Genomic DNA, 22,406 nt, shown 5'->3' with positions numbered 1-22,406 from the left:
TTTTAGTGTAAAAAAGGAGGTCACTATTCTAGTGAAAAAATTATTAATTATTGGTTCTGTTATTGTTGTATTATTTGCAGCAATCATTGTACTTACCAATGTCTCAAACAAAAGTAAACTAGAAAGCGCAAACAACCCTTATGGCGATAAAAAGCTTAAACAAGAAACAATTGATCAATTAGATGACAAAAACTATCAAAACATTATGTTACCAGACGAATTAGAGGCAAAAATTAAAGCAGGTGAACCTGTCAATGCCTATTTCTTCAGCCCGATTTGTGTACACTGTCAAGCATTTACTCCTGAGTTAATGCCAATTGCAGATGAACTGGGTGTCGACATTGCTCAATTGAACGTCTATGAATATGAAGATCTATGGGATAAATATCATATTGAAGCAACACCAACGTTTATCCGTTTTGAAGATGGAAAAGAAGTGAACCGTTTTGTAGGGGCACTTAAAGAAGAGGACTTACGCAACTTCTTAAACACGGTAGTGTTAAAAAAATAGCACTAAAAGAGACTGTATCAAAATTTTGATCAGTCTCTTTTTATGTTGTAGTGTATACTAAAAATACTGAATAGTTATACACTGGAGGGGATTTTTAATGTCAATGGATGATTATTTTTACAATGGCGAACTAATGAAATGTTATGAGGCGGCAAAAATGGTGACAAATGAAAAGGAAAAAGCATACGCGCAGAAATATATAGCTTTATTAGAAGAGTATGATTTCGCTCATTATCCAAAGCCAACTCTTTATGAAGAAATGCAGCATGTAGAACGTGCGGACGAAAGCTATCCAGAATCCGATAAGGTTGTAGAAATACGATCAATCAAAGTTGAAGAAGCATTTGCAGACAATATTAAGCAATTAGAAGAAGTGGCAAAGACAGGAACAGCTAATGAAAAAGCTCAATCCTTCTTTACGCAAGGAGAGTTGTTTTTATTTGCTCATCAATACAATGAAAGTGTACATTGCTTTCAACAAGCCGTTAAAGAAAATCCAAATAAGGCCGTATATTGGGGGATAACGGGCCAGACGATGCACCGCTTTGGATGGATGCCTTTTGATGCGCTTGGTTATTTGGAACAGGCGATCAATTTAGATCCAACAAACCCTCGTTGGAAATGGAATAAGGCATTAGTTCTTATTCAATTGGCCAAGGATTTGCAAATGGCACCGTTTATGGCGAATGCTGCAATCGCTTTGGAGGAGGCATTGGCTTCCTGTGGTGAACATCAACAATCATTGAAAGCTGCCATTCAAAACACTATGAATACTATGGATAGCTATGTTTTCTCGTAGTTCATTGAGGATGTCTTCCTATACAAATGGAGACATCCTTTTGTGAAAATGACTATAGAGAGGGCTTCGTTGCCATATTTCACAATCATGGTATGATAAGATAGGAAAAAATGATTTGTAGTATAAAGGACGGATTTTTTATGGCACAAGAAGTGGCAAATAAGTTTATTGAAAACGTATGTAATCATTTAGTTCGACATATGAATATTACAAAGGTAGAAGAACACTTTAAAGAAACTATTGCAATGCAACGAAATTCAGCAGCTACGGCCGTTGATTTTTGGGACATGCTAATGATCAATATGCTCTACTTTACTGAGAATGAACAGGCATGGGAGCAAGAATTTCTGAACATGCTAGAGGCTAAAAAGTGGTTGAAGCCCTCAACTTTAGAAGAGGAATTATTGATGCATCAGATGCGTATCCGACAACAAGTTGCAGAGCAAATGGATACTGTAAAGGAATTGTTCCATCAACAATATGAGACAGAGGGCCTGACAGAGGAAGCAATTATCTACGACTATGCATATAGCTCTGCTGGTCATTCTATGCGTATGGATTTATTAACGGTTCTTGTGTCCACACCTGAGCAATCCCAAGTACTTTTTGACGCAAATCCACTAGAGACCATTCGTGTTGTCAATGGATATATTGCCTACCATACAGATGGGTTAATCAATAAAACAAAATTACTGTAGCTTCATTGTTACAAAGATTTACTGTGAAGGGAATTTGAAGATATGAATACACCATTTACTTTTAAGCATACACCACCTACAAATATGGATACTACAAAAAAATACCCAGCTATTTTTTTATTGCATGGGATGGGGAGTAATGAAGAGGACTTACCACAATTAGTACAGGACTTTCAAGAACAATGTCATATATTTAGTTTGCGTGGACCCATTACACAAAAACCAGGGTATGCTTTTTTCACTATTCAAGAGGTAGGACAACCAGATCGTGCCATCTTTGATAAAGTATTAGTGGCATTGCAACGATTTATATTAGAGGCAATTGATGAATATCAAGTGGATCCTCATAAAGTATTTTTATTAGGCTTTAGTCAGGGGGCTGTGCTAGCACAATCATTAGCCTTTGTGATGGGAAATTTAGTGACAGGCATTGTCGCATTAAGTGGCTATACACCTAAATTTGTAACAGAGGAATATTCTATTCGCTCCGTTGAACATTTACAAGCCTTTATTTCCCATGGCGATTATGATTATGTTATTCCGTCACAATGGGGAATGGAAAGCAAAGAGGTTTTCGAACAATTTGGTGCAACTGTGACATTTAAGCAATATCCAGATGGGCATGGAGTAACACCTGATAATATGCGTGATCTAGTGGCGTTTTTGGCCCAGCAACTTCAAGGAGATCTTCAATAATAGAAACCGGGGCAAAATTCTGCCTCGGCTTTTTTCTTTTCCTGAATAGTAATGATAAGAATCGAGCAAGAAGGTTCAAATTCATGCCAGTCGGTGGTATCATAGAAGATGTTGTGAATGAGCGTGCTTTACTAGATAAAAACATGTACTTTATGTGAACTTAGAGACAGAACAGATCTAAAAGGGGTAAAATAATAATTTGATGTGCTAGATGCAAATTTTGTCGCTTTCTATCGATTGTGGCGTGTCGAAATTATGGAGAAAAGGAATTAAGATAAATGGAACAAAATCTGAACTCGGAGCAGAAACCGCAATCCTCCGCAAAACCACGAGGGAAATCGTCCCGCTCTACTATTTTAGCGCAAACAGTCAAAACAGGAATTATCAAATCCAATTTAATACCAATGTGGGCTGGTTTAACGCTAGGGATGTACAAAAATAAAATGACGTTCATAGACAATATACCAGAAATGATTTTTTCGACAGTTGGTTCTGCCCTTGTCATTGGAGCAGCAGGGGCCTTTAATAATGTGTATGACCGTGATATCGATGCAATCATGCCTCGTACGCAAAGCAGACCGACCGTCACTGGGGAAATGTCAGCAAAATCGACTCTATCATTAGCGATAGTTATGTTAATCATCGGCTTAGCTGTATTGGCGCTTGCGTCACCATTAGCAGCGGCATTTGGTTTGCTCGGAGTATTTTTATATGTAGTCCCTTATACAATGTGGACAAAACGTCGTACGATTTATAATACAGAAATTGGTAGTATAAGTGGTGCTGTCCCGCCATTAATTGGCTGGTCTGCCGTATCGACAGATATTACACACCCTGCAATACTAGGTTTATTTTTTGTTATGGTGATTTGGCAAATGCCGCATTTTTATGCCATTGCAATTCGCAAACGTGTAGATTATGAAGCAGCAAGCGTGCCGATGCTTCCTGTTGTTAAAGGTATGCGCCGTACGTATTATCAAACAAATTTCTATCTAATTTTATTAATTCTATCAAGCTTTTTATTTGGTTCCCTAAGTGTGGGAATTATGCTCGTTGCATTACTATTAAGTATTGCATGGCTAGTAATGAGTATATATGGCTATCATAGTAATAAAGATCAAGTGAAGTGGGCAACCAAAATGTTTGTTTTCTCACTGTTCCATATGACCATATTATTCACAACAGTTATTGTGTACTCTTTAGTAGGTGTTATCTTCAAGTTATATTAATGGAAAAACCAACAAGTTAATCGTCACTTGTTGGTTTTTTATGTTCGACCGATATTATTTGACGACTGGGCCATTCAAATACGTGTAATTGGCCACCAAATACAGCACCACCATCAATACCGATAATATTGTTTTCACCAAAGTAGACACTGTAATCTGTTGGATTTTGGTGAAGCCTATACGTAGGTGTATGTCCAAAGATAACGGTTTTATCTCCTTCATAGCCTGCATGAAATTCTTCTCGAATCCACAGTAATTGCATGGGGTCTGTTTCTGCCATCGCAACGCCTGGTACAACTCCGCCATGTACAAATATAGCATCCTCTAATTCAATGTATGTTTCGAAGTTTTCAATTAATTGTAAATGTTCCTCTAGCTTTGGCAGCGTTTTGATAAAGTTAGGCAATGTTTGGGTAGCAATGGCATCCTCAAAATCGCTTAGCTGGTAACCATAGCTTGCCAATGTTGCATCTCCACCACAAAGTCCTACCCAATGGTTCCATGGTTTAGCAAGACCTGAACGACATGCATTAAGCATGATCGCCTCGTGGTTGCCAAGGAGAACTCGTGCTCCTTTTTCTTGTAATTCACTCACTAAATTTAACACGCCGCTAGAAGCAGGGCCTCTGTCGATGTAATCACCCAGTAAAAAAAGTTGATCTTCTTCTGGATTATAGCTTGCTTTTAATAATAATTCTTCAAAAAGCGCTAATTCTCCGTGTATATCACTTATTGCTAGAATTCTATTCATGTATGCCATCCTTTCAATATCACAGCGGTTACTATTAAGTATAGGAAATATTTCTGCAAATTTCGATCTTCCTAGCTTCAACTATCTATCCTTCATAGAAATTTCACAGAATTCATTCTCTCTATCATATGGCAAGTCATTTCTTTGCTTTATATATTTGTCTATAGTGTATGGGTGTGAGAGGGGGAGGAGGGCAAACAAACAACTAACAGCAGAAGCAAGAATGCTGCTTCTACTGTTATGCTAGAGTCTAGTAGATGGCGGTAGAGTTACATCTGTAGCTTTTCCCATGCTTGTTTTGCTATTTGTTCATCAAATGTTGAGATTAAACGAAAATTATTGTTGTCTAAAATGCGGAAATGAAGGCTAATGATATTTTGTTGTAGTCGAAACCCTCCTTGCTCATGTATATTTTTCCACCATATGTATCCACCCATTGTTTTATCTTTAGGCTGTAATGTTCCATTATTAACGATTAAATCCACTACCTCTAATGGATCTCCACCTAGTTCATGCTGCAAAATCGTACTGTCACGAAACAAAGTACATACGGCAACAGTAGTTGTCCATCCAGCCTGTATACGCCCCTTTTCAATTTGGACAAGTGTTTTTTTGGATAGTCCAAGTAAGTCACTCATTTGATCCTGAGTAAAAGCTCTTTCAGTACGGATTAATTTCAGTTTTTCTGAAATGAGTGTGATTAATTGTTCACGATTCATTCTAAACACCCCTTTTTTCAGATTGTTATGTCCCATTATACATGAAAGTCAAGAAGCGTGTTTTTGTTTCCACTAGAGAGGAACGGGAAAAGAAAACAGACTGTCCAAAATAAACAGTCTGTGAGAGGTTAAATTTCATATTTTTTCGTATCAGAAATGACACGAAAATGGATGCCTTTTATTTGTGCACTTACTTTATGGCGGAGTGTGTCAATATCAACTAGCTCGTCTTTACTTTGGACGCACTCAGCGATTTGTTGTAATAGCTTTGTAAAGGCTTCTTTAAATAAAGCGCGCATATTATCGAAATCTAGGCTACGGAAACTGCCATCAATATCAAATGCTTCTACAGAATTTAACTGCTTAGAGGCACCTGCAAAACGATCGTCGTACACTGTGTAGTTTTCATCTGTTACGACGATAATATATAATACTTCACCTGTAATTGTTTTTAATTCAATATTTGTTTTATGTTTTTTTACGTCTGTAATAATGTGTATACCATCTGAATGATATAGTTTAAACAATGTCATGTGTATAGCCCCCTGAAACTAGAATCATATTCCTATATTCATTATAGCTTGAAATGGCTAATAATGGAATGGAGAAAATATGGTTTTAAGATAATAGGGCTATAGCTGTGCCTTTGTAATGACAGGTGTCGGTGCACTAATTCGTAGAGGTCGAACCTCGATATAATGTATCTGATGTCCTTGTTGTTCATAGATACTGAAGATATAAGAGGCAAGCTCAATATTAGTAGATGCTTTTATGCCATTATTCACAGATAAGAACCAGCCACCTAAAGTTTCAACTTCCTCAGATTCTAATGTTATATTTAGTAGATTTTCAACATCTTCAACAAGCATTTTAGCATTTAATATATAATGGTTTTCTGTGATTTTTCGAATATCTGCAATTTCATCATCGTCAAATTCATCTCGAATTTCACCAACAATCTCTTCTAAAATATCTTCAACAGTTACCAGACCAGATGTCCCACCATATTCATCCATTAAAATAGCCATATGAATACGTTCTTTTTGCATTCGTACAAGTAATTCTTGAATAGGGATTGTTTCAATCACTCGAATAACTGGATTAATAAAATCTTCGATGACTAATGTCTCATCTGTAAGCTGTTCAAGTAAACCGTGCGTAAACAATTCCTTGGCATTGATAAACCCTAAAATATTGTCACGGTCGCCCTCATAAATAGGGTAACGTGTATATTTTTCAGCGGCAAAATGATGGATGATAGTTGTAAACGAGTCATTTCGTTCAATCCCAACAATTTCTGTTCGAGGAACCATGATTTCACGAGCAATACGTTCGTCAAACTCAAAGACGTTATTTACATATTTAAGCTCTGTTTTATTGATTTCACCACTTTTAAAGCTTTCAGACAGTAATAGTCGTAGTTCTTCCTCCGTATGGGAAAGCTCATGCTCACTTGCAGGCTTCATACCGAATAAACCAATCAAAACGCGTGCAGAGCCGTTCAAGAACCAAATGAATGGGTACATGATTTTGTAGAAAAACATGATTGGCTTTGCGAAAAGAAGGGTAATTGTTTCTGCTTTTTGAATAGCTGCTGTTTTCGGGGCTAATTCACCGACAACGACATGTAAAAATGTAGCGATTGCAAAGGCTGTACCAATGGTAAAGATGGTCATATATTTATCTGAAATACCGATCATTTCGAAAAGAGGGTGCAGCATAAATTCAAACGTTTTTTCACCAACCATACCGATACCAAGAGCTGTTACTGTAATCCCTAATTGACAGGCAGATAAATATTCATCTAAATGATTGACCACTTGCTTGGCAGCAATGGCTTTTTTATGGCCCTCTGCAATAAGCTGATCAAGTCTTGAGGAACGAACCTTTACAATGGCAAATTCTGTTGCCACGAAAAAACCTGTTAAAGCTATTAAAATGGTAAAAATCGATAAGTTTATTATGGTATCCAAATAGTCGTTCTGTAAAAACAGAACGTCACCTCCTAATTATGAATAAGTAAAAGTAAGGATTGCATTAATGCAATGCTTTCAGGCGAAACATTTTTTTTTATGGTTTCAATTTTTTTATCATCTTGCTTGTTCATTTGTTCTAGCAGAGAAGCTACATCATGCTCTAAATCTTGCATTTTCAAACGAAGCATTTGTACATCGATTTCTTCATAGGGTGTGATGTTTAATTCCTGTTGGATTTCCACGAGTGAAAGCCCTTGTTGTTTGCGCTGTTCAATGAATTGAAGTCGTTCAATCATGACGGGATCATAGTATCGATAATTTGTTGCAGAGCGTTCTGCAACCAATAAGCCTATGTTTGTATAATAATCGATTGTTCGTTTTGTAATGCCAGTTTTTTCAGCAAGCTCGCCAATTTTTAATTTTTCTGTCCCAATGCAAACACCTCCAAACCATCACGTTGTACTTTGATTATAACGTGATGGTTTTATTTTATTCAAATGAAAGCACCTAATATTTCAAAATTGTAAGACTTATTATAAAAAAAAGCTTCTGCCAGTCTTCTTGGCAGAAACGTTTTTAGTGTGTTGAAATTAAATAGGTATCATATAGGTGATGAAGTGCTTCTTCTCCATTTTTTTGTAGGAGATTTTCATTATTAAAAATAACTGTGATTGTAGTTTGAGAGCTATCAATTTTATCATCAATAATTTTACATGTAACGTATACAATGCCTGACTCAGCAAGCTTTTCTTTCAACTCATCATTCCATTGTTGATCAGAAAATAGTGGGGGTTGCCAAGTGCCTCTCACATGAAGCTCATTTTTTTCAGGGTCATAATCCCAGCGTATGTCACGTAAAATAGTTTTAAATAGGTCATTAACCGTAAAAGTTGTTTCTTTATAGTTAATGTCTATAGCGCGTATGGCATGAACATCTCGACTAACTGCACTAGCCGCGGAGTTTGCCGCTGTATTGATGCCAGAAGCTGCATCTTTGATTTCTGATAATCGACCACCACAGCCTGTCAGTAGTGCGCAGATGCAAGTCATACAAGCTAATTTTGTCATCCATTTCACAAGTAGTCCCTCCAGTCTAGCAAGTTGTTACTACTATCTTATCGAAAAGAAAAATACGAAGAAAGGGCATGAAAGCGGTAGATTGTGACGGTTTTGCAACGATGCGACCTCCACTCGATTGTTCGTCATTTGGGAAGTATAGAAGTATGGAAATTTGGTAAAAACCAAGGAGAAAGGGAGCGGTTTGTGATGAAAATTAATGATGAAATGCTTGATCGTTTAGGAACTTATTTTGTTTATCATGCCGTCTACGATAATTATGGGATTACCTTTGAAAACTTTGTGGAGCGTTGGATACGGGGAATTTTGGAAGTATAGAGTAAAATAAGCAGACCTACCGTCAAACAAGCTTGTTTGAACGGCGGTTGCTCAAAACTATGCCAATCGTAGGAGGCACATAAAAGAGTCGTGTTCTTTATTTGAACACGACTCTCCTTTATTTTATTTGAAATAATTTGTGATGAATTGATTGGCTTCTTGCCAGTTATACACCCTTACTACATTGTCAGGAACAGCAAGACGGTTATAGGGCGTATCAAACAACACGACAGGTATTTTTAGCTCCTCTGCCAGCATCACTGCATTATCATGCTTATCCTCAAAGAAAGCATCTACATGATGCTTTTTAGCAACCGCTAACTTATCATGGCTGCCTAAAAGTTCGATATGGTCATAAGGAATCGCCTGATTTTCAAACCAATTTACTGTAATGTCTGCTACATTTTCGCCTCGTGCCGATATATAATAGAGCTCAAACGTATTTTGCCAGGCAGTTAGAATATTTTTTGCATCTTTTGCTACTTCTGACACTTCGTACATATAAGGCTCATTTTCTTTAAACCATGTATTAAAGGCACTTCGATCTACAGGGTGAGGAAAGGCCGATAAAAAATCATACTCACAAACATCATCAAGCGTAATATTTACGTTATATTGTTTATTAATATGTGGTATGAGTGTACTTGGACATGTTACAGTCCCATCAATATCAATACCAAAGCGGGGCTTTTTCATGCTAGTACCTCCTTAGGCATTCGCTTTTTGTACTTCTTCTGCTGCGCGCTTTTCTTCCATCTCTGCCGCTAATTTATCAATTTCTTTTTTCAACTCTTCAACCATTGTTTCTTCAGGAACTTTACGAACAGTTTTCCCTTTCATGAATAACAAGCCTTCACCACGCGCACCCGCAATACCGATATCCGCTTCACGTGCTTCACCAGGACCATTTACCGCACAGCCTAACACCGCTACTTTTAAAGGTACATTCAATTTAGAAATATATTCTTCTACTTCATTAGCAATGGAAATTAAATCAATCTCAATGCGCCCACATGTTGGACAAGAGATTAGTGTTGCCATATTAGAAGCTAGACCAAAAGATTTTAATAGTTCACGTGCTACTTTGATTTCCTCAACAGGGTCTGCTGAAAGTGAAATACGTAACGTGTTACCAATTCCTTTTGATAGGATGGCACCAAGTCCAGCCGCTGATTTTACAGTACCAGCAAATAGTGTTCCTGATTCTGTAATACCTAAATGTAGCGGATAATTAAAGGCCTTAGCAGCTTTTTCATAGGCTTCAATGGCAAGATTTACGTCAGATGCCTTCATCGATACAATAATATCGTGGAAGTCCAAGTCTTCTAAAATTTTAATATGGTGAAGTGCAGATTCAACCATACCATCAGCAGTAGGATAGCCGTATTTTTCTAAAATATGACGCTCTAATGAACCAGCATTTACCCCAATACGAATGGGGATACCTTTTGCTTTAGCTGCATTCACGACAGCCTCCACTTTCTCTTTACGACCAATATTACCAGGGTTAATACGTACTTTATCGATACCATTTTCAATGGCTTTTAATGCTAATCTATAGTCAAAATGAATATCAGCTACTAATGGAATATGGATACGTTTTTTGATTTCGGCAATTGCATCTGCAGCACGCTCATCTGGAACTGCAACACGAACTATTTGACAGCCTGCTTCTTCAAGTCGAAGAATTTCTGCCACTGTTGCTTCTACATCATGTGTTTTTGTTGTACACATACTTTGAATGAATAATTCATTACTACCACCAATTGTTAAGTTACCGACACGTACAGGACGTGTATTTGAACGGTGACAAATTTCACTCATTTAACTTTCTCTCCTTTTCGGGCCACTATTTTCAGCCGTCACTGTCATTTATTTTAGCAGTGTAAGAAAATAAGGACAAGGAAGAAACGTTAACTTTTCATTTTCCACATTTGTTTTCGAATTCAAACGTAAGAGGAAGCTTAATATTTCCACCAGGAATTAATTCCTGTAATTGTAAGTGTGGGTTTAAGTTGTAAAATAATTGTAAGCGTTCTGGGAATGTCATGGGAACTTTTGCAGGGTGTAAGGCAAATAAACTATGAATAGTATCTCCTTCAATAGTTTGTACGGTGATATAATTTGGCTCACGTTGCTGTACACATTGGCTATTAGTACTTTTTGTTTGTAAAGCTGCAAGTGGGATCGATCCCTCAGTTAAATCTACCTTCACGACAAAAGCAATGACAATAATGATAGCTGTTAAGATGAATGCCCGCAAAAAAACCCCTCCTTTTCTACACTATATTTAGAAGAGGGGGGATTCATGCACATTATTTTGATATTGGTTGTTTAGGATATTTTGTAAAGGCCACAATTAATAGAACAATAGTCAGTAATAAAGAAAAAACAGAGATAATTGTACTGTTAATCGGTAAATATTCTGCTAGCATCGACAATAATGTTGCCCACGTGATGGCAAAAGTTGTTGTGCGCCAAATATGACGGTATTCACCACGACGTTTCATGACTTTTAAAATAAATAAACCGGCTAAAGCATAGAGAGCAATTTGGGCAAAAATCAGCATGGTTGTAAAGACAAAAAGCATTAAGAATGTGAATGGATATAAGAGCCATTTAATGCCATCTATGTATTCAGTTAAACCATTTAAACTATTCATATCAATCGTATCAACAGACATACCTGCTGCAAATCTACCTAAAGAGAATACGGTTACAAGGGTAATGAGCAGAAAAGTATATTGAATAACTTTTCCGATAGGTAGTAAACGATAGGCTGCTAGTTTTTTAGGATGAATAAGACTATCGATAAATAGCTGTGAGTGTTTCATACTATATCTCCTCCAATCAATATATTAACATGTTCAAAGAGCATAGGGTATGAAAGAAGCATGAATGAAGGGACACTTAATGATAAAATGTTAACATTATGTAAAGAAGTTAAAGGATTTCTTTACTTTTTGTTTGTAATCAATTAAAGATTAGAATTAGAGTAGTAGAGACGTAGGAATTGGAGCGAAAATAATTGACAATAGATTGGCAAAGCATACTCTTTCAGTTTTTAGGTGGGTTAGGAGTCTTTTTATTTTCCATTAAATTTATGGGTGATGGGCTTCAGAAATCAGCGGATGATCGATTACGTGAATGGTTAAATCGCTTTACAACTAACCCGATCATGGGAGTCTTAGTAGGCATATTTGTAACCATTTGCATTCAGTCAAGTTCTGCAACGACAGTCATCACTGTAGGGTTAGTGAGTGCCGGATTTTTAACGTTACGTCAAGCAATCGGCGTAATTATGGGAGCAAATATTGGTACAACCATTACAGCATTTATTATTGGCATTGATATCGGTATCTATTTTTATCCCTTGTTAGCAATCGGGGCAGGCTTTTTATTTTTCCTCAAAAGGGCAACATACCAACATATTGGTCAAATTTTGTTTGGCTTTGGTGGCTTATTTTTAGGGCTAGAGCTAATGAGTGCAAGTATGCAGTCACTACATCAACTGGCAGATTTTGCATCGCTCACGCTTCATTTAAGTAATCAACCCATTTTAGGTATATTTTTAGGTACCGTTTTTACCTTGCTTGTACAAAGCTCTACGGCCACAGTCGGTGTGCTTCAAGGCTTATATGCTGAGCATTTGATTGGTTTGAACAATGCCTTACCGATTTTATTTGGAGAAAACATCGGAACGACGATTACGGCGGTATTAGCGTCACTGGGCGCTTCTATTTATGCGAAACGGGCAGCCGCAGCACATGTACTCTTCAATGTGATCGGTACGATTATTTTCATGATTTTTTTTACCCCATTTATGCATTATGTTCAATGGGTCAGCGAATTATTTCATTTAGAGCCTCGTATGCAAATTGCAATTGCCCATGGCTCATTCAATGTACTTAATATGATGATTCAACTTCCATTTATTGCAGGATTGGCAGCATTAGTAACGAAATTGATACCAGGACATGATGGTCATATCAATGTCACAACAAAGCATTTAGATCCATCTTTTATTGATTCCTCCCCAGCAATTGCACTTGGTCAAGCTAAAGAGGAAGTATTACGAATGGGTGAACATGCTTTACGAGGCTTAGAAGAAACATTTCTCTATATGAAATCAGGGGAAGCCGAACATATTCCTACAGTTTTACAATTAGAGGCTGGCCTTAATCATTTAGATAATGAAATTACCGATTATTTAGTGATGGTGTCTAAGCAGCCCCTTTCTCGTGCAGACTCAGTAAGACATCATACACTATTAACAAATGTACGAGATTTCGAACGAATTGGTGATCACTTTGAAAATATCTTAGAGCTTTTACAATACAAGGACCATCATGAAGTGACCCTAAGTAAATCGGCACGACAAGATTTAATTGGCATGTTTAGTTTAGCCATTGAGGCTGTCCGTAAAAGTATAGAGGCCTTGGATACAGCTAGCTTAAGTTTAGCTCAAGAGGTGACGGAGCTAGAAAGCTTGATTGACGATATGGAGGATAAACTTCGTCAGAAACATATTGCACGTCTGAATACGAATGAATGCAGTGGGGCGGCTGGGATTGTCTATATGGACATTGTAAGTAACCTGGAACGTATTGGTGACCATGCGGTCAATATTGCAGACTCTATTTTGGGTATACGCCATTAACAAAGTGAAACTTTTCACTTTGTTTGTCCGTATGAAAGACAACGTACGATAAAAGGAGAGAAATTTTATGGAAGTTGTTGGCTGGATTTTAGTAGTAGCCTGCTTTATTATTTCATTTGTTGGTTTAGTCTATCCGATCATTCCAGGTGTCTTATTTTTAGTCGGAGGATTCCTACTATATGGCTTATTTTTCTCCTTCGCAGAGTTAAGCTGGTGGTTCTGGATTATTGAAATATTATTTGTAGTGCTGTTATTTGGCGCAGATACGTTGGCAAATGCATTTGGCATTAAAAAGTTTGGTGGCTCTAGCGCAGGAATGTGGGGAAGCACCATTGGATTATTATTTGGCCCATTCGTCATTCCTGTGGCTGGAATATTAATTGGCCCATTTTTAGGGGCTGTCATAGCCGAATTAATTGTGGAGAAACGAACATTTAGTGAGGCTGTGAAAAGTGGTGTTGGTTCGTTAGTAGGCTTTTTAACTTCTACTATTGCAAAGGCTGTCATTCAAATTGTGATGATTATTGTATTTTTCTTCGCGATTTAATGTCTACGAGTGGGGTTTAATGAATCAAGCTAATGGGTAAGATAGTTAACGTATTGGTTTTTCAGTCAAAAGGCTGAAATCTTCTAAATGAAGTATTTTTCATTGAATGGTTTGACCAATTTTGATAATCTATTGATGTACTAAATATTTCTTATTTTAGGGAGGAACTTAACAATGGCTTACGAATTACCACAATTAACTTACGCTTACGACGCATTAGAGCCACATATCGATGCAAAAACTATGGAAATTCACCATTCTAAACACCACAATACTTATGTAACTAACTTAAACGCAGCAGTAGAAGGTACTGAATTTGCAGAAAAAGACATTAACGACTTAATCGCAAACCTTGACGCTCTTCCAGCTGACAAACAAACTGCTGTACGCAACAACGGTGGCGGACATGCTAACCATACACTATTCTGGGAAGTAATCGCTCCAGGCGGTTCTAATACTCCAGTTGGCGAAGTTGCAAAAGCAATTGATGCGAAATTCGGTTCTTTCGATGCTTTCAAAGAAGAATTTGCAAAAGCTGCTACAACTCGCTTCGGTTCAGGTTGGGCATGGTTAATCGTGGATGGTGACTCAGTTGCTGTTACGTCAACTCCAAACCAAGACTCTCCAGTAATGGAAGGTAAAAAACCAATTCTAGGCCTTGATGTTTGGGAGCATGCATACTACTTAAACTACCAAAACCGTCGTCCAGATTATATTGGTGCTTTCTGGAACGTAGTAAACTGGGATGTAGTAGAAGCTAAATTCCAAGCTGCTAAATAATGATTGAATAGTAAATGGCTATGCTAAGGTGAGAAATCACTAAGGTATAGCCTTTTTTTGTTGGATAAAAATGAAAAAGAAATGGATAGAACAAATAGGGCAACCTTTCCACTTTTGATACCGTCAAATAAATGATGTTTTCCGTAATAATTGTCAAGTGCATGCTTTCCTGTCAAACCTACGAATGGTATACTAAGTATCGTGTATTGAAATGAAAAAAGATAAGGAGGGGAATACATATGCGCAAAGCACCAGGGAAAAATCGCGCAGCGAGTGTTAAAGCAAAACATCACTCTAATTTAACATTTCGTATGAATATCCTTTTCTTTGCAATATTTATCGTATTTTCAATGTTGATTTTTAGACTGGGGTATATGCAAATCGTGAAAGGGGAAGAGTATGTACGACTTTTAGAGAGTACAGAAGAAGTTCCTGTCAATACGAGTGTGCCTCGGGGTAGAATGTATGATCGTTACGGTCGTATTTTAGTAGATAATCACCCAGAAAATGCGATTACGTATACGAAAATGCAAACGACTACAACAGATGAAATGCTAAATATAGCTGAAAAGCTGGCACAATTAATTGAACAACCAACAAATCGTGTCACATTGCGTGATAAACAAGATTTTTGGATTATCAAAAATCATGACGCGGCCTACGAAAAAGTGACAAAGGCAGAAGAAGCTAAAATTCGAGCGAAAGAAAATATTACGACAAGTCAAATCAATGCAGAGGTTGATAAACTAGTACGTGAACGCATTACCAATGAAGAGCTATTGCAATTGTCAGAGAAAGATTTAGAAGTATTAGCAATCTTTAGGGAGATGACATCTGGTTATAATTTATCACCTCAAATTATAAAAAGTGAAAATGTTTCGGCAGATGAATTTGCACGTGTCTCCGAGCGTTTAACGGAACTACCAGGAGTTAACACAACAACAGATTGGAAACGCGTAAAACTATCTTCTCTATCGATTCTTGGTCGTACAACTGTCCCAACAAAAGGGATACCAAAAGAAAAGCTGAATTATTATTTAGCCCGAGATTATTCACGAAATGATCGAGTAGGGGAAAGTTATATTGAGGCGCAGTATGAAGAACTACTCCAAGGTCAAAAAACAGTTGTCAAAAATATTACCAATAAAAAAGGGCAGGTAGTCGATACTATTACAACTTATGAAGGTGAGCCAGGTAAAGATTTAGTTTTATCACTGGATAGTGAGCTACAGGCTGAAACTGAGAAGATTGTAGAAGAAGAACTGCTTAATTTAAAAGCTCTTCCTGGATCGTATTTATTAGATCGTGCCTTTTTAATTATGATGGACCCTCATACAGGGGATGTCCTATCTATGGTTGGTAAGAAAATAGAAAAAAACCCTGAGACGGGGAAAAGTGAAATTGTTGATTATGGATACGGAACATTTACGACAGCTTATGAGGCAGGTTCATCTATTAAGGGAGCAACAGTTCTTACGGGGTACAATCAAGACGTTATCTCAATGGGCACCTCTATGGGGGATGAACCGATTAAATTGGCAGGTACGGATTTTAAAAGTTCCATTTTTAACAGGAGCGGCTATGTGCCAATGAACGATTTAATGGCCCTGGAACGTTCTTCTAACTCCTATATGTTTAAAATTGCACTATTGATTAATAAAACACCTTACAGCTATGGTATGCCATTACGTTTAAAGGATGATACATTCCCCAAAATGCGCAATAATTTTGCACAATTTGGGCTAGGTGTGAAAACAGGCATTGATTTACCAAATGAATTTAGTGGCGTGCGTGGTCCATCAGGTCCAACAATGGGTGGTAAAACATTAGACTTAGCGATTGGTCAGTATGACACGTATACACCTTTACAATTAGCACAATATATTTCAACGATTGCTAACGGTGGTTATCGTATTCAGCCACATGTTGTGAAAGAGGTACGTGATCCATCACAGGATGGCAAGCAGTTAGGGCAATTAGTGACTGAAATAGGACCAACTATCCTCAATCAAATAGATAATCCTAAAGAAGAGATTGACTATGTAAAACAAGGATTACGTCGTGTATATACTGGATCATATGGGACGGCTCGTGGACAATTCTCAAATGCTCCATTTACAGCAGCAGGGAAAACAGGTACTGCAGAGGTAGTTTACTATGGTCCATTACGAGAACATTTTGGTACAAATACGATTACATTAACACATGTTGGCTTTGCGCCGTACGAAAATCCTGAAATTGCTTATGCAGTTGTTATTCCATGGGCAACAACTAATATGAATCAACATTTAGTCAATAACAATGTTATTGCTAGACGTTCTTTAGACAAATACTTTGAATTAAAAGCAAAATATGAAGCTGAAAAAGTAACAGAAAATAATGTGAAACAACCGATTTTACCAGCTATTACAGAGGAAAAAATTGGTGAGGATGAGCAAGAATAAGAAAACCGCTAGGCACTGGGATGCCTAGCGGTTATTTTTTTGGAAGAAGGTAAGCATCACGCAGATAACTGTCGGATGGCTAATTCAAATTGTTCTCTTGGTTTTACGCCATACAGTTCTAAATTATGATAGAAATACGAAGCTAGCATAAAATCAATCGCTTCTTGTAGTGTTAATTCGCGATGGTCCATAAGCAAAGTTAGATAGGTTTTAAAATAATCGGCATTTTGTACGTTTGCATGTTTCATGACAAAGGTAAAACTCCTCATCCATTACGCCTTATCCATATAATGTCCATATTTTCTCGTTGAAAATCTGTGACATCCTCTGAAGGCTTTATCTTTCCCTTTTCTAAAAATAGGGACTGTACCTAGCTTAGAGGTTGGTACAAAAATATTTACTGAAACAAGATAAAGTATTTCCTGACACAATTGATTATTATAGCATCTTTCCAATCGGAAGCAAATTTTAACTTCTTTTCATTTAGAAGTATGCGCTCCTCCAAATATAGAAGAGTGAAATATATAGAGGATTTGCCCTTTCGATGGGTATCCAGTCACTCAGTGTATGTGGAGAAATCCTTCGGGGAACATCGCGGATTTTGAATGAAAAGAGTAGATGAATTTAAAATCTGGGCACAGCCATGGCAAGGTGAAAATGAATTGTAAATGTATCTTTACAATCATTTACAAAGCATTACATTCCTTTACATCTCTTTTACGAACCGTTTATACGACTTCAACATTCAGTCATTATAGTAAAGATTGTAAGACAAATAACTATAAAACAGTTCATGACGGAGGCAAATGAGATGAAAAAGTGGAAGTACTTAACGATGACAGCAGTAATGGGTTCTGCATTAATGCTAGGTGCATGTGGTAGCGATTCTGCACAAAATGGAAACAATACTGAAACGAACGCACCTGCTAGTTCAGGACAAGAAGCTGCTGATGAAAAGCTACAAGGCTCTGTAGCTGGAGATGGCTCATCAACAGTTGCACCAATTATTGAGGCAGTTGTTGAAGAGTATGCAGGCGCACAACCAGATGTCAAAGTATCAGTAGGGGTTTCTGGTACAGGTGGTGGTTTTGAAAAATTCATCGCAGGTGAAACAGACTTTTCAAATGCATCTCGTAATATAAAAGATGAAGAGAAAGCGAAACTAGGAGAAGCTGGTATTGATTATACAGAGCTAGCTCTAGCATATGATGGTTTATCAGTAGTCGTGAATCCAGAAAATGATTGGGCGAAAGATTTAACTGTAGAACAATTACAAAAGATATGGATTGAAGATGGAAAAGAGAAGAAATGGTCGGACATTGATCCATCTTGGCCAGATGAGAAAATCGTTTACTATTCACCAGGTACTGATTCAGGCACATACGATTACTTTGATGAAATCATTTTAGATGGAGCTGATCTAGTAAGCTCAGCAACATTATCAGAGGATGATAATATGCTAGTTCAAGGTGTATCAGGTGACAAAAACGCGATCGGATTCTTCGGTTATGCTTACTATCTAGAAAATAAAGATAAATTAAATATCGTTAAAGTAAATGGTGTAGAGCCAAATAATGAAACAATTGAAGCTGGTGAATATACACCACTTTCACGCCCACTTTTCACATATGTGAAAAATAGCGCTATGAAAGATAACGAAGCAGCATATGATTTCATTAAATTTACATTAGAAAACGCAGGTGATATGGCTGAGGCTGTTGGCTATGTTCGTTTACCTGAAGAAAAATATACTGAAGGCTTAAAAACTTTAGAAGGCTTAAAATAAGTAGACATGCATAGAGGGAAAGAGATGTATGCTCTTTCCCTCCCTTATTTGAAAGGAGCTCCCAATGGTTTCTCAAAAGGAAAATAAGACCTCATCTGTGCAGCAATTAATTGCAAATTCGCGCAATCATAAAACTAAGAAAATAGTGGAAAAAGCAATGCCAGCTCTATTATTTTCTGCAGCAATTATCTCTATTTTAACGACATTTGGCATTGTTTTCACCCTTATTTTTGAAACGTTTGAATTCTTCAAACGTGTGTCGATAACGGATTTCCTTTTTGGGACGAAGTGGTTACCGTTTTCGGGGAATGAACCGTTATTTGGAATTTTGCCGTTAATCGCTGGTACATTAAAAGTGACACTTATTGCAGTTGTAGTAGCCGTGCCATTTGGAATTGCTTCAGCTATCTATTTAAGTGAATATGCAAGTGAAAAAACAAGACGTATTGTGAAACCTATTTTAGAGGTTTTAGCAGGTGTACCGACTATCGTTTACGGATTCTTTGCTTTAACGTTTGTCACACCTTTATTACAAGAAATTGTACCTGGACTTAAATTATTTAATGCACTTAGCCCAGGGATTGTTGTAGGTATTATGATTTTACCAATGATTACATCTCTATCTGAGGATGCCATGTCTTCAGTACCAAATAGTATGCGCGAAGGGGCTTTAGCTCTAGGTGCAACAAAATTTGAGGTAGCCATTAAAGTAGTTCTGCCTGCTGCCCTATCCGGCATTATCGCCTCTATAGTATTAGCTATTTCCCGGGCAATTGGAGAAACGATGATTGTGTCGCTTGCAGGTGGATCAACACCGAAATTTGATCTCAATGTGACGGATTCTATCCAAACAATGACAGCATACATTGTACAAGTTTCAACTGGTGATGCAGGTTATGGAACTACTATTTACTACTCCATCTATTCTGTTGGATTTACACTATTTATCTTTACGCTAGTAATGAATTTACTGGCTCACTATATTTCGAAACGCTTCAGGGAGGTTTACTAGATGCGCTATATGGATGACACAGCCGTCATGAAACGAATGACAAAGCGTATTACATTCAATAAAGTTTGGAAAACCTTATTTTTCTTAGCTACTACGTTTGCGCTTGTTACCTTAGCTATTTTGCTTTACCGCATAGTGACACAAGGAATTGACTATTTAAATATTGATTTCTTAACGAATTTTGCATCACGTTTTGCAGATAAAGCAGGTGTCAAAGCTGCCCTAATTGGTTCACTTTGGTTAATGGCAGTTGTAGCGCCAGTATCCATTATTTTAGGTGTAGGTACGGCAATATATTTAGAGGAGTACGCAAAGAAAAATAGAATCAACGACTTTATTCGTATGAATATCTCAAATCTAGCGGGTGTACCTTCCATCGTTTTTGGATTACTAGGTTTAACTATTTTTGTACGCATGATGGGTTTAGGAAAAAGCGTTTTAGCTGCTGGCTTAACAATGAGTTTATTAATTCTACCTGTCATTATTGTAGCGGCACAAGAGGCCATTCGTGCTGTACCCAACGAGCAACGAGAAGCTTCATATGGGATGGGCGCAACAAAATGGCAAACGATTTTACGAGTGGTACTTCCAGCCGCTATTCCCGGTATTTTGACAGGAAGTATTTTGGCTATGTCCCGTGCCATTGGGGAGACAGCGCCACTTGTTGTCATCGGAATTCCAGTCATTCTACAATTTTTGCCGAATGGTTTACTAAGCCAATTCACAGCCCTACCGATGCAAATCTATGATTGGGCAAAACGTCCGCAAGAAGCATTTCAGTATGTGGCCGCAGCTGGTATTTTAGTGCTTATGACTGTTCTTCTATTGATGAACTCTATTGCCATCTTTATTCGAAATAAATTCCAAAAACGTTATTAATGAGGTGACCTTATGGTACTAGATTTAAAAGAGGAAAAAACAATTGTCAAATTGAATCAAGCGACGACGAAATCTTCCGCTGATATAGCGAAAAATATTGTTTATGATACACGTAACTTGAATTTATGGTACGGTGATCATCAAGGCCTAAAGGATATTAATTTAAGTATTTATGAAAATGAAGTAACGGCGATTATCGGTCCTTCTGGCTGTGGTAAATCTACGTATTTAAAAACATTAAACAGAATGGTAGAGCTTGTTCCTAGCGTTCGTACATCTGGTGAAATTTTATACCGTGAGCGTAATATTTTAAATAAAAACTATACGGTAGAGGAATTAAGAACACGCGTAGGAATGGTGTTCCAAAAGCCAAACCCGTTCCCAAAATCTATTTATGATAATATCGCGTATGGACCAAGAATTCATGGCATTAAAAATAAAAAGATTTTAGATGAAATCGTTGAGAAGTCTCTAAGAGGAGCAGCTATTTGGGATGAGGTCAAAGATCGTTTAAATCAAAATGCCTATGGATTATCTGGTGGTCAGCAGCAGCGTATTTGTATTGCAAGATGCCTAGCGATTGAACCGGATGTCATTTTAATGGATGAGCCAACATCTGCATTAGACCCAATTTCTACATTAAAAGTGGAAGAGCTTGTGCAAGAGTTGAAAAAAGACTATTCTATTATCATTGTGACGCATAATATGCAGCAAGCTGCACGTATCTCTGATCGAACAGCGTTCTTCCTGAGTGGAGAAGTGGTAGAATACGATAAAACAGATATCATCTTCCAAACACCATCCGATCAACGTACGGAAGATTATATCTCAGGACGTTTCGGCTAAGGAGGAGCAATCAATGGTAGTACGTGAGCGTTTTGAACAGGAGTTAAAAGAAGTTCAGGGGCAATTTATTGCACTTGCCAATAGCAGCATTTTTGCATTAAAAACAGCTTTTGAGGCATTAGTCGAACAGGATTTAGAAAAAGCATTGAAAATACTTGAGGACGATTTAATCATAAATCGGCTAGAAGAAGAAATAAATGATCATGTGATTCTTATGATTGCTAAGCAACAACCTGTAGCTACTGATTTACGTCGTCTCATGGTCCTTGTGAAAGCAGCAGCAGATATGGAAAGAGTGGGCGATTATGCTGTGAATATCGCTAAAGAAGCAATTCGAATTGGAAAAGAACCGATTGTGTTCCCTATGACAAATCTACAAACAATGTGCAATAAAACTGTAGAAATGCTAGAGAGCATTATGAAGGCCTTTACAGAGGAAGATACTGTTCGTGCTAAAGAAATCGCTGAATTAGATGATTATGTGGATGATTTATACGGAGCTACGGTTACACTTTTGCTGCGTGCAGGCGTGGAAGACCCCGCACATATTTCTCAAATTACCCATCTAACATTTATTTGCCGATATTTAGAGCGCTCTGCAGATCATGCTACTAATATTGCGGAGCATCTTTTTTACTTAGTGAAAGGCAAGCATTATGAATTAAATAATTAAAGAAG

General features: G+C 37.4%; 26 protein-coding genes. 15 read left to right on the top strand and 11 right to left on the bottom strand.

Annotated features, from left to right (window positions below; genetic code table 11):
• Positions 1 to 31 precede the first annotated feature (31 nt).
• From AC3CH7_RS11125 to cyoE, 5 genes are all read left to right on the top strand, one after another.
• On the top strand, positions 32 to 511 hold the full coding sequence (locus tag AC3CH7_RS11125) for a thioredoxin family protein (RefSeq protein ID WP_012295200.1): 480 nt from the start codon (positions 32 to 34) through the stop codon (positions 509 to 511).
• A 97-nt stretch (positions 512 to 608) separates the two neighbouring features.
• A complete protein-coding gene (locus tag AC3CH7_RS11120; RefSeq protein ID WP_031416989.1) occupies positions 609 to 1,310 on the top strand; it encodes a tetratricopeptide repeat protein in 702 nt (233 codons plus the stop codon).
• Between the two features lie 140 nt (positions 1,311 to 1,450).
• Positions 1,451 to 2,008: a hypothetical protein gene (locus tag AC3CH7_RS11115; RefSeq protein ID WP_031416987.1), complete on the top strand. Its 558-nt coding sequence runs from the start codon at positions 1,451 to 1,453 to the stop codon at positions 2,006 to 2,008.
• Between the two features lie 42 nt (positions 2,009 to 2,050).
• A complete protein-coding gene (locus tag AC3CH7_RS11110) occupies positions 2,051 to 2,704 on the top strand; it encodes an alpha/beta hydrolase (protein WP_012295197.1) in 654 nt (217 codons plus the stop codon).
• 278 nt (positions 2,705 to 2,982) lie between these two features.
• A complete protein-coding gene (gene cyoE, locus AC3CH7_RS11105) occupies positions 2,983 to 3,933 on the top strand; it encodes a heme o synthase (RefSeq protein WP_036162134.1) in 951 nt (316 codons plus the stop codon).
• Between the two features lie 16 nt (positions 3,934 to 3,949).
• Here the strand turns inward: cyoE and AC3CH7_RS11100 are convergent, their stop codons facing one another.
• The 6 genes from AC3CH7_RS11100 to AC3CH7_RS11075 all read right to left on the bottom strand — a co-directional run bounded on the left by AC3CH7_RS11100 (position 3,950) and on the right by AC3CH7_RS11075 (position 8,447).
• Positions 3,950 to 4,684, bottom strand: a complete 735-nt coding sequence (locus tag AC3CH7_RS11100; RefSeq protein ID WP_281487046.1) for a metallophosphoesterase — start codon at positions 4,682 to 4,684, stop codon at positions 3,950 to 3,952.
• A gap of 269 nt (positions 4,685 to 4,953) precedes the next feature.
• Entirely contained in the window at positions 4,954 to 5,403 is a 450-nt protein-coding gene (locus tag AC3CH7_RS11095; RefSeq protein ID WP_426389098.1) for a helix-turn-helix transcriptional regulator, read from the bottom strand.
• A 128-nt stretch (positions 5,404 to 5,531) separates the two neighbouring features.
• Complete coding sequence (locus AC3CH7_RS11090) at positions 5,532 to 5,936, bottom strand: hypothetical protein (RefSeq protein WP_008178358.1); 405 nt, start codon at positions 5,934 to 5,936, stop codon at positions 5,532 to 5,534.
• Positions 5,937 to 6,035: 99 nt separating this feature from the next.
• On the bottom strand, positions 6,036 to 7,376 hold the full coding sequence (locus tag AC3CH7_RS11085; RefSeq protein ID WP_036162133.1) for a hemolysin family protein: 1,341 nt from the start codon (positions 7,374 to 7,376) through the stop codon (positions 6,036 to 6,038).
• Between the two features lie 32 nt (positions 7,377 to 7,408).
• Entirely contained in the window at positions 7,409 to 7,792 is a 384-nt protein-coding gene (locus AC3CH7_RS11080; RefSeq protein WP_080695217.1) for a MerR family transcriptional regulator, read from the bottom strand.
• A gap of 163 nt (positions 7,793 to 7,955) precedes the next feature.
• Positions 7,956 to 8,447 (bottom strand): hypothetical protein, encoded by a 492-nt coding sequence (locus AC3CH7_RS11075; RefSeq protein WP_206700956.1) that lies wholly within the window; start codon positions 8,445 to 8,447, stop codon positions 7,956 to 7,958.
• Between the two features lie 195 nt (positions 8,448 to 8,642).
• Here AC3CH7_RS11075 and AC3CH7_RS11070 point away from each other — a divergent pair, with 195 nt between their 5' ends.
• On the top strand, positions 8,643 to 8,774 hold the full coding sequence (locus AC3CH7_RS11070; RefSeq protein WP_257216265.1) for a hypothetical protein: 132 nt from the start codon (positions 8,643 to 8,645) through the stop codon (positions 8,772 to 8,774).
• 123 nt (positions 8,775 to 8,897) lie between these two features.
• Here AC3CH7_RS11070 and AC3CH7_RS11065 read toward each other — a convergent pair whose 3' ends face one another.
• The 4 genes from AC3CH7_RS11065 to AC3CH7_RS11050 form a co-directional block, all read right to left on the bottom strand.
• On the bottom strand, positions 8,898 to 9,470 hold the full coding sequence (locus AC3CH7_RS11065) for a 5' nucleotidase, NT5C type (protein WP_012295190.1): 573 nt from the start codon (positions 9,468 to 9,470) through the stop codon (positions 8,898 to 8,900).
• A 12-nt stretch (positions 9,471 to 9,482) separates the two neighbouring features.
• The gene (gene ispG, locus AC3CH7_RS11060) at positions 9,483 to 10,598 is read right to left on the bottom strand and encodes a flavodoxin-dependent (E)-4-hydroxy-3-methylbut-2-enyl-diphosphate synthase (RefSeq protein ID WP_012295189.1); all 1,116 of its coding nucleotides are present in this window, start codon (positions 10,596 to 10,598) and stop codon (positions 9,483 to 9,485) included.
• Positions 10,599 to 10,695: 97 nt separating this feature from the next.
• On the bottom strand, positions 10,696 to 11,037 hold the full coding sequence (locus tag AC3CH7_RS11055) for a hypothetical protein (protein WP_012295188.1): 342 nt from the start codon (positions 11,035 to 11,037) through the stop codon (positions 10,696 to 10,698).
• A gap of 52 nt (positions 11,038 to 11,089) precedes the next feature.
• Positions 11,090 to 11,608: a DUF1189 family protein gene (locus AC3CH7_RS11050; protein WP_008178344.1), complete on the bottom strand. Its 519-nt coding sequence runs from the start codon at positions 11,606 to 11,608 to the stop codon at positions 11,090 to 11,092.
• Between the two features lie 194 nt (positions 11,609 to 11,802).
• Between AC3CH7_RS11050 and AC3CH7_RS11045 the strand changes: the two genes are divergently transcribed.
• The 4 genes from AC3CH7_RS11045 (at position 11,803) to AC3CH7_RS11030 (ending at position 17,205) form a co-directional block, all read left to right on the top strand.
• A complete protein-coding gene (locus AC3CH7_RS11045; protein ID WP_031416973.1) occupies positions 11,803 to 13,434 on the top strand; it encodes a Na/Pi cotransporter family protein in 1,632 nt (543 codons plus the stop codon).
• Positions 13,435 to 13,501: 67 nt separating this feature from the next.
• A complete protein-coding gene (locus AC3CH7_RS11040; RefSeq protein WP_012295185.1) occupies positions 13,502 to 13,981 on the top strand; it encodes a DUF456 domain-containing protein in 480 nt (159 codons plus the stop codon).
• 174 nt (positions 13,982 to 14,155) lie between these two features.
• Positions 14,156 to 14,761, top strand: a complete 606-nt coding sequence (locus AC3CH7_RS11035; protein WP_012295184.1) for a superoxide dismutase — start codon at positions 14,156 to 14,158, stop codon at positions 14,759 to 14,761.
• Positions 14,762 to 15,000: 239 nt separating this feature from the next.
• The gene (locus AC3CH7_RS11030; protein ID WP_031416970.1) at positions 15,001 to 17,205 is read left to right on the top strand and encodes a peptidoglycan D,D-transpeptidase FtsI family protein; all 2,205 of its coding nucleotides are present in this window, start codon (positions 15,001 to 15,003) and stop codon (positions 17,203 to 17,205) included.
• Positions 17,206 to 17,261: 56 nt separating this feature from the next.
• Here the strand turns inward: AC3CH7_RS11030 and AC3CH7_RS11025 are convergent, their stop codons facing one another.
• On the bottom strand, positions 17,262 to 17,453 hold the full coding sequence (locus AC3CH7_RS11025; RefSeq protein WP_031416969.1) for a hypothetical protein: 192 nt from the start codon (positions 17,451 to 17,453) through the stop codon (positions 17,262 to 17,264).
• A 563-nt stretch (positions 17,454 to 18,016) separates the two neighbouring features.
• Here AC3CH7_RS11025 and AC3CH7_RS11020 point away from each other — a divergent pair.
• From AC3CH7_RS11020 to phoU, 5 genes are all read left to right on the top strand, one after another.
• Positions 18,017 to 18,991: a PstS family phosphate ABC transporter substrate-binding protein gene (locus tag AC3CH7_RS11020; RefSeq protein WP_031416968.1), complete on the top strand. Its 975-nt coding sequence runs from the start codon at positions 18,017 to 18,019 to the stop codon at positions 18,989 to 18,991.
• Positions 18,992 to 19,055: 64 nt separating this feature from the next.
• The gene (gene pstC / locus AC3CH7_RS11015; protein WP_025116033.1) at positions 19,056 to 20,003 is read left to right on the top strand and encodes a phosphate ABC transporter permease subunit PstC; all 948 of its coding nucleotides are present in this window, start codon (positions 19,056 to 19,058) and stop codon (positions 20,001 to 20,003) included.
• The gene (gene pstA / locus AC3CH7_RS11010) at positions 20,004 to 20,882 is read left to right on the top strand and encodes a phosphate ABC transporter permease PstA (RefSeq protein WP_012295178.1); all 879 of its coding nucleotides are present in this window, start codon (positions 20,004 to 20,006) and stop codon (positions 20,880 to 20,882) included.
• A gap of 12 nt (positions 20,883 to 20,894) precedes the next feature.
• Entirely contained in the window at positions 20,895 to 21,728 is an 834-nt protein-coding gene (gene pstB, locus AC3CH7_RS11005) for a phosphate ABC transporter ATP-binding protein PstB (RefSeq protein ID WP_012295177.1), read from the top strand.
• A 13-nt stretch (positions 21,729 to 21,741) separates the two neighbouring features.
• Positions 21,742 to 22,401 carry a phosphate signaling complex protein PhoU gene (phoU, locus tag AC3CH7_RS11000; RefSeq protein ID WP_012295176.1) on the top strand — a complete coding sequence of 220 codons (660 nt, stop codon included), beginning with the start codon at positions 21,742 to 21,744 and terminating at the stop codon, positions 22,399 to 22,401.
• The last annotated feature ends 5 nt before the right edge of the window (positions 22,402 to 22,406 follow it).

The sequence above is a fragment of the Lysinibacillus sp. F12 genome, from assembly GCF_057773605.1.
This window is presented reverse-complemented; position numbering and strand designations above follow the sequence as displayed.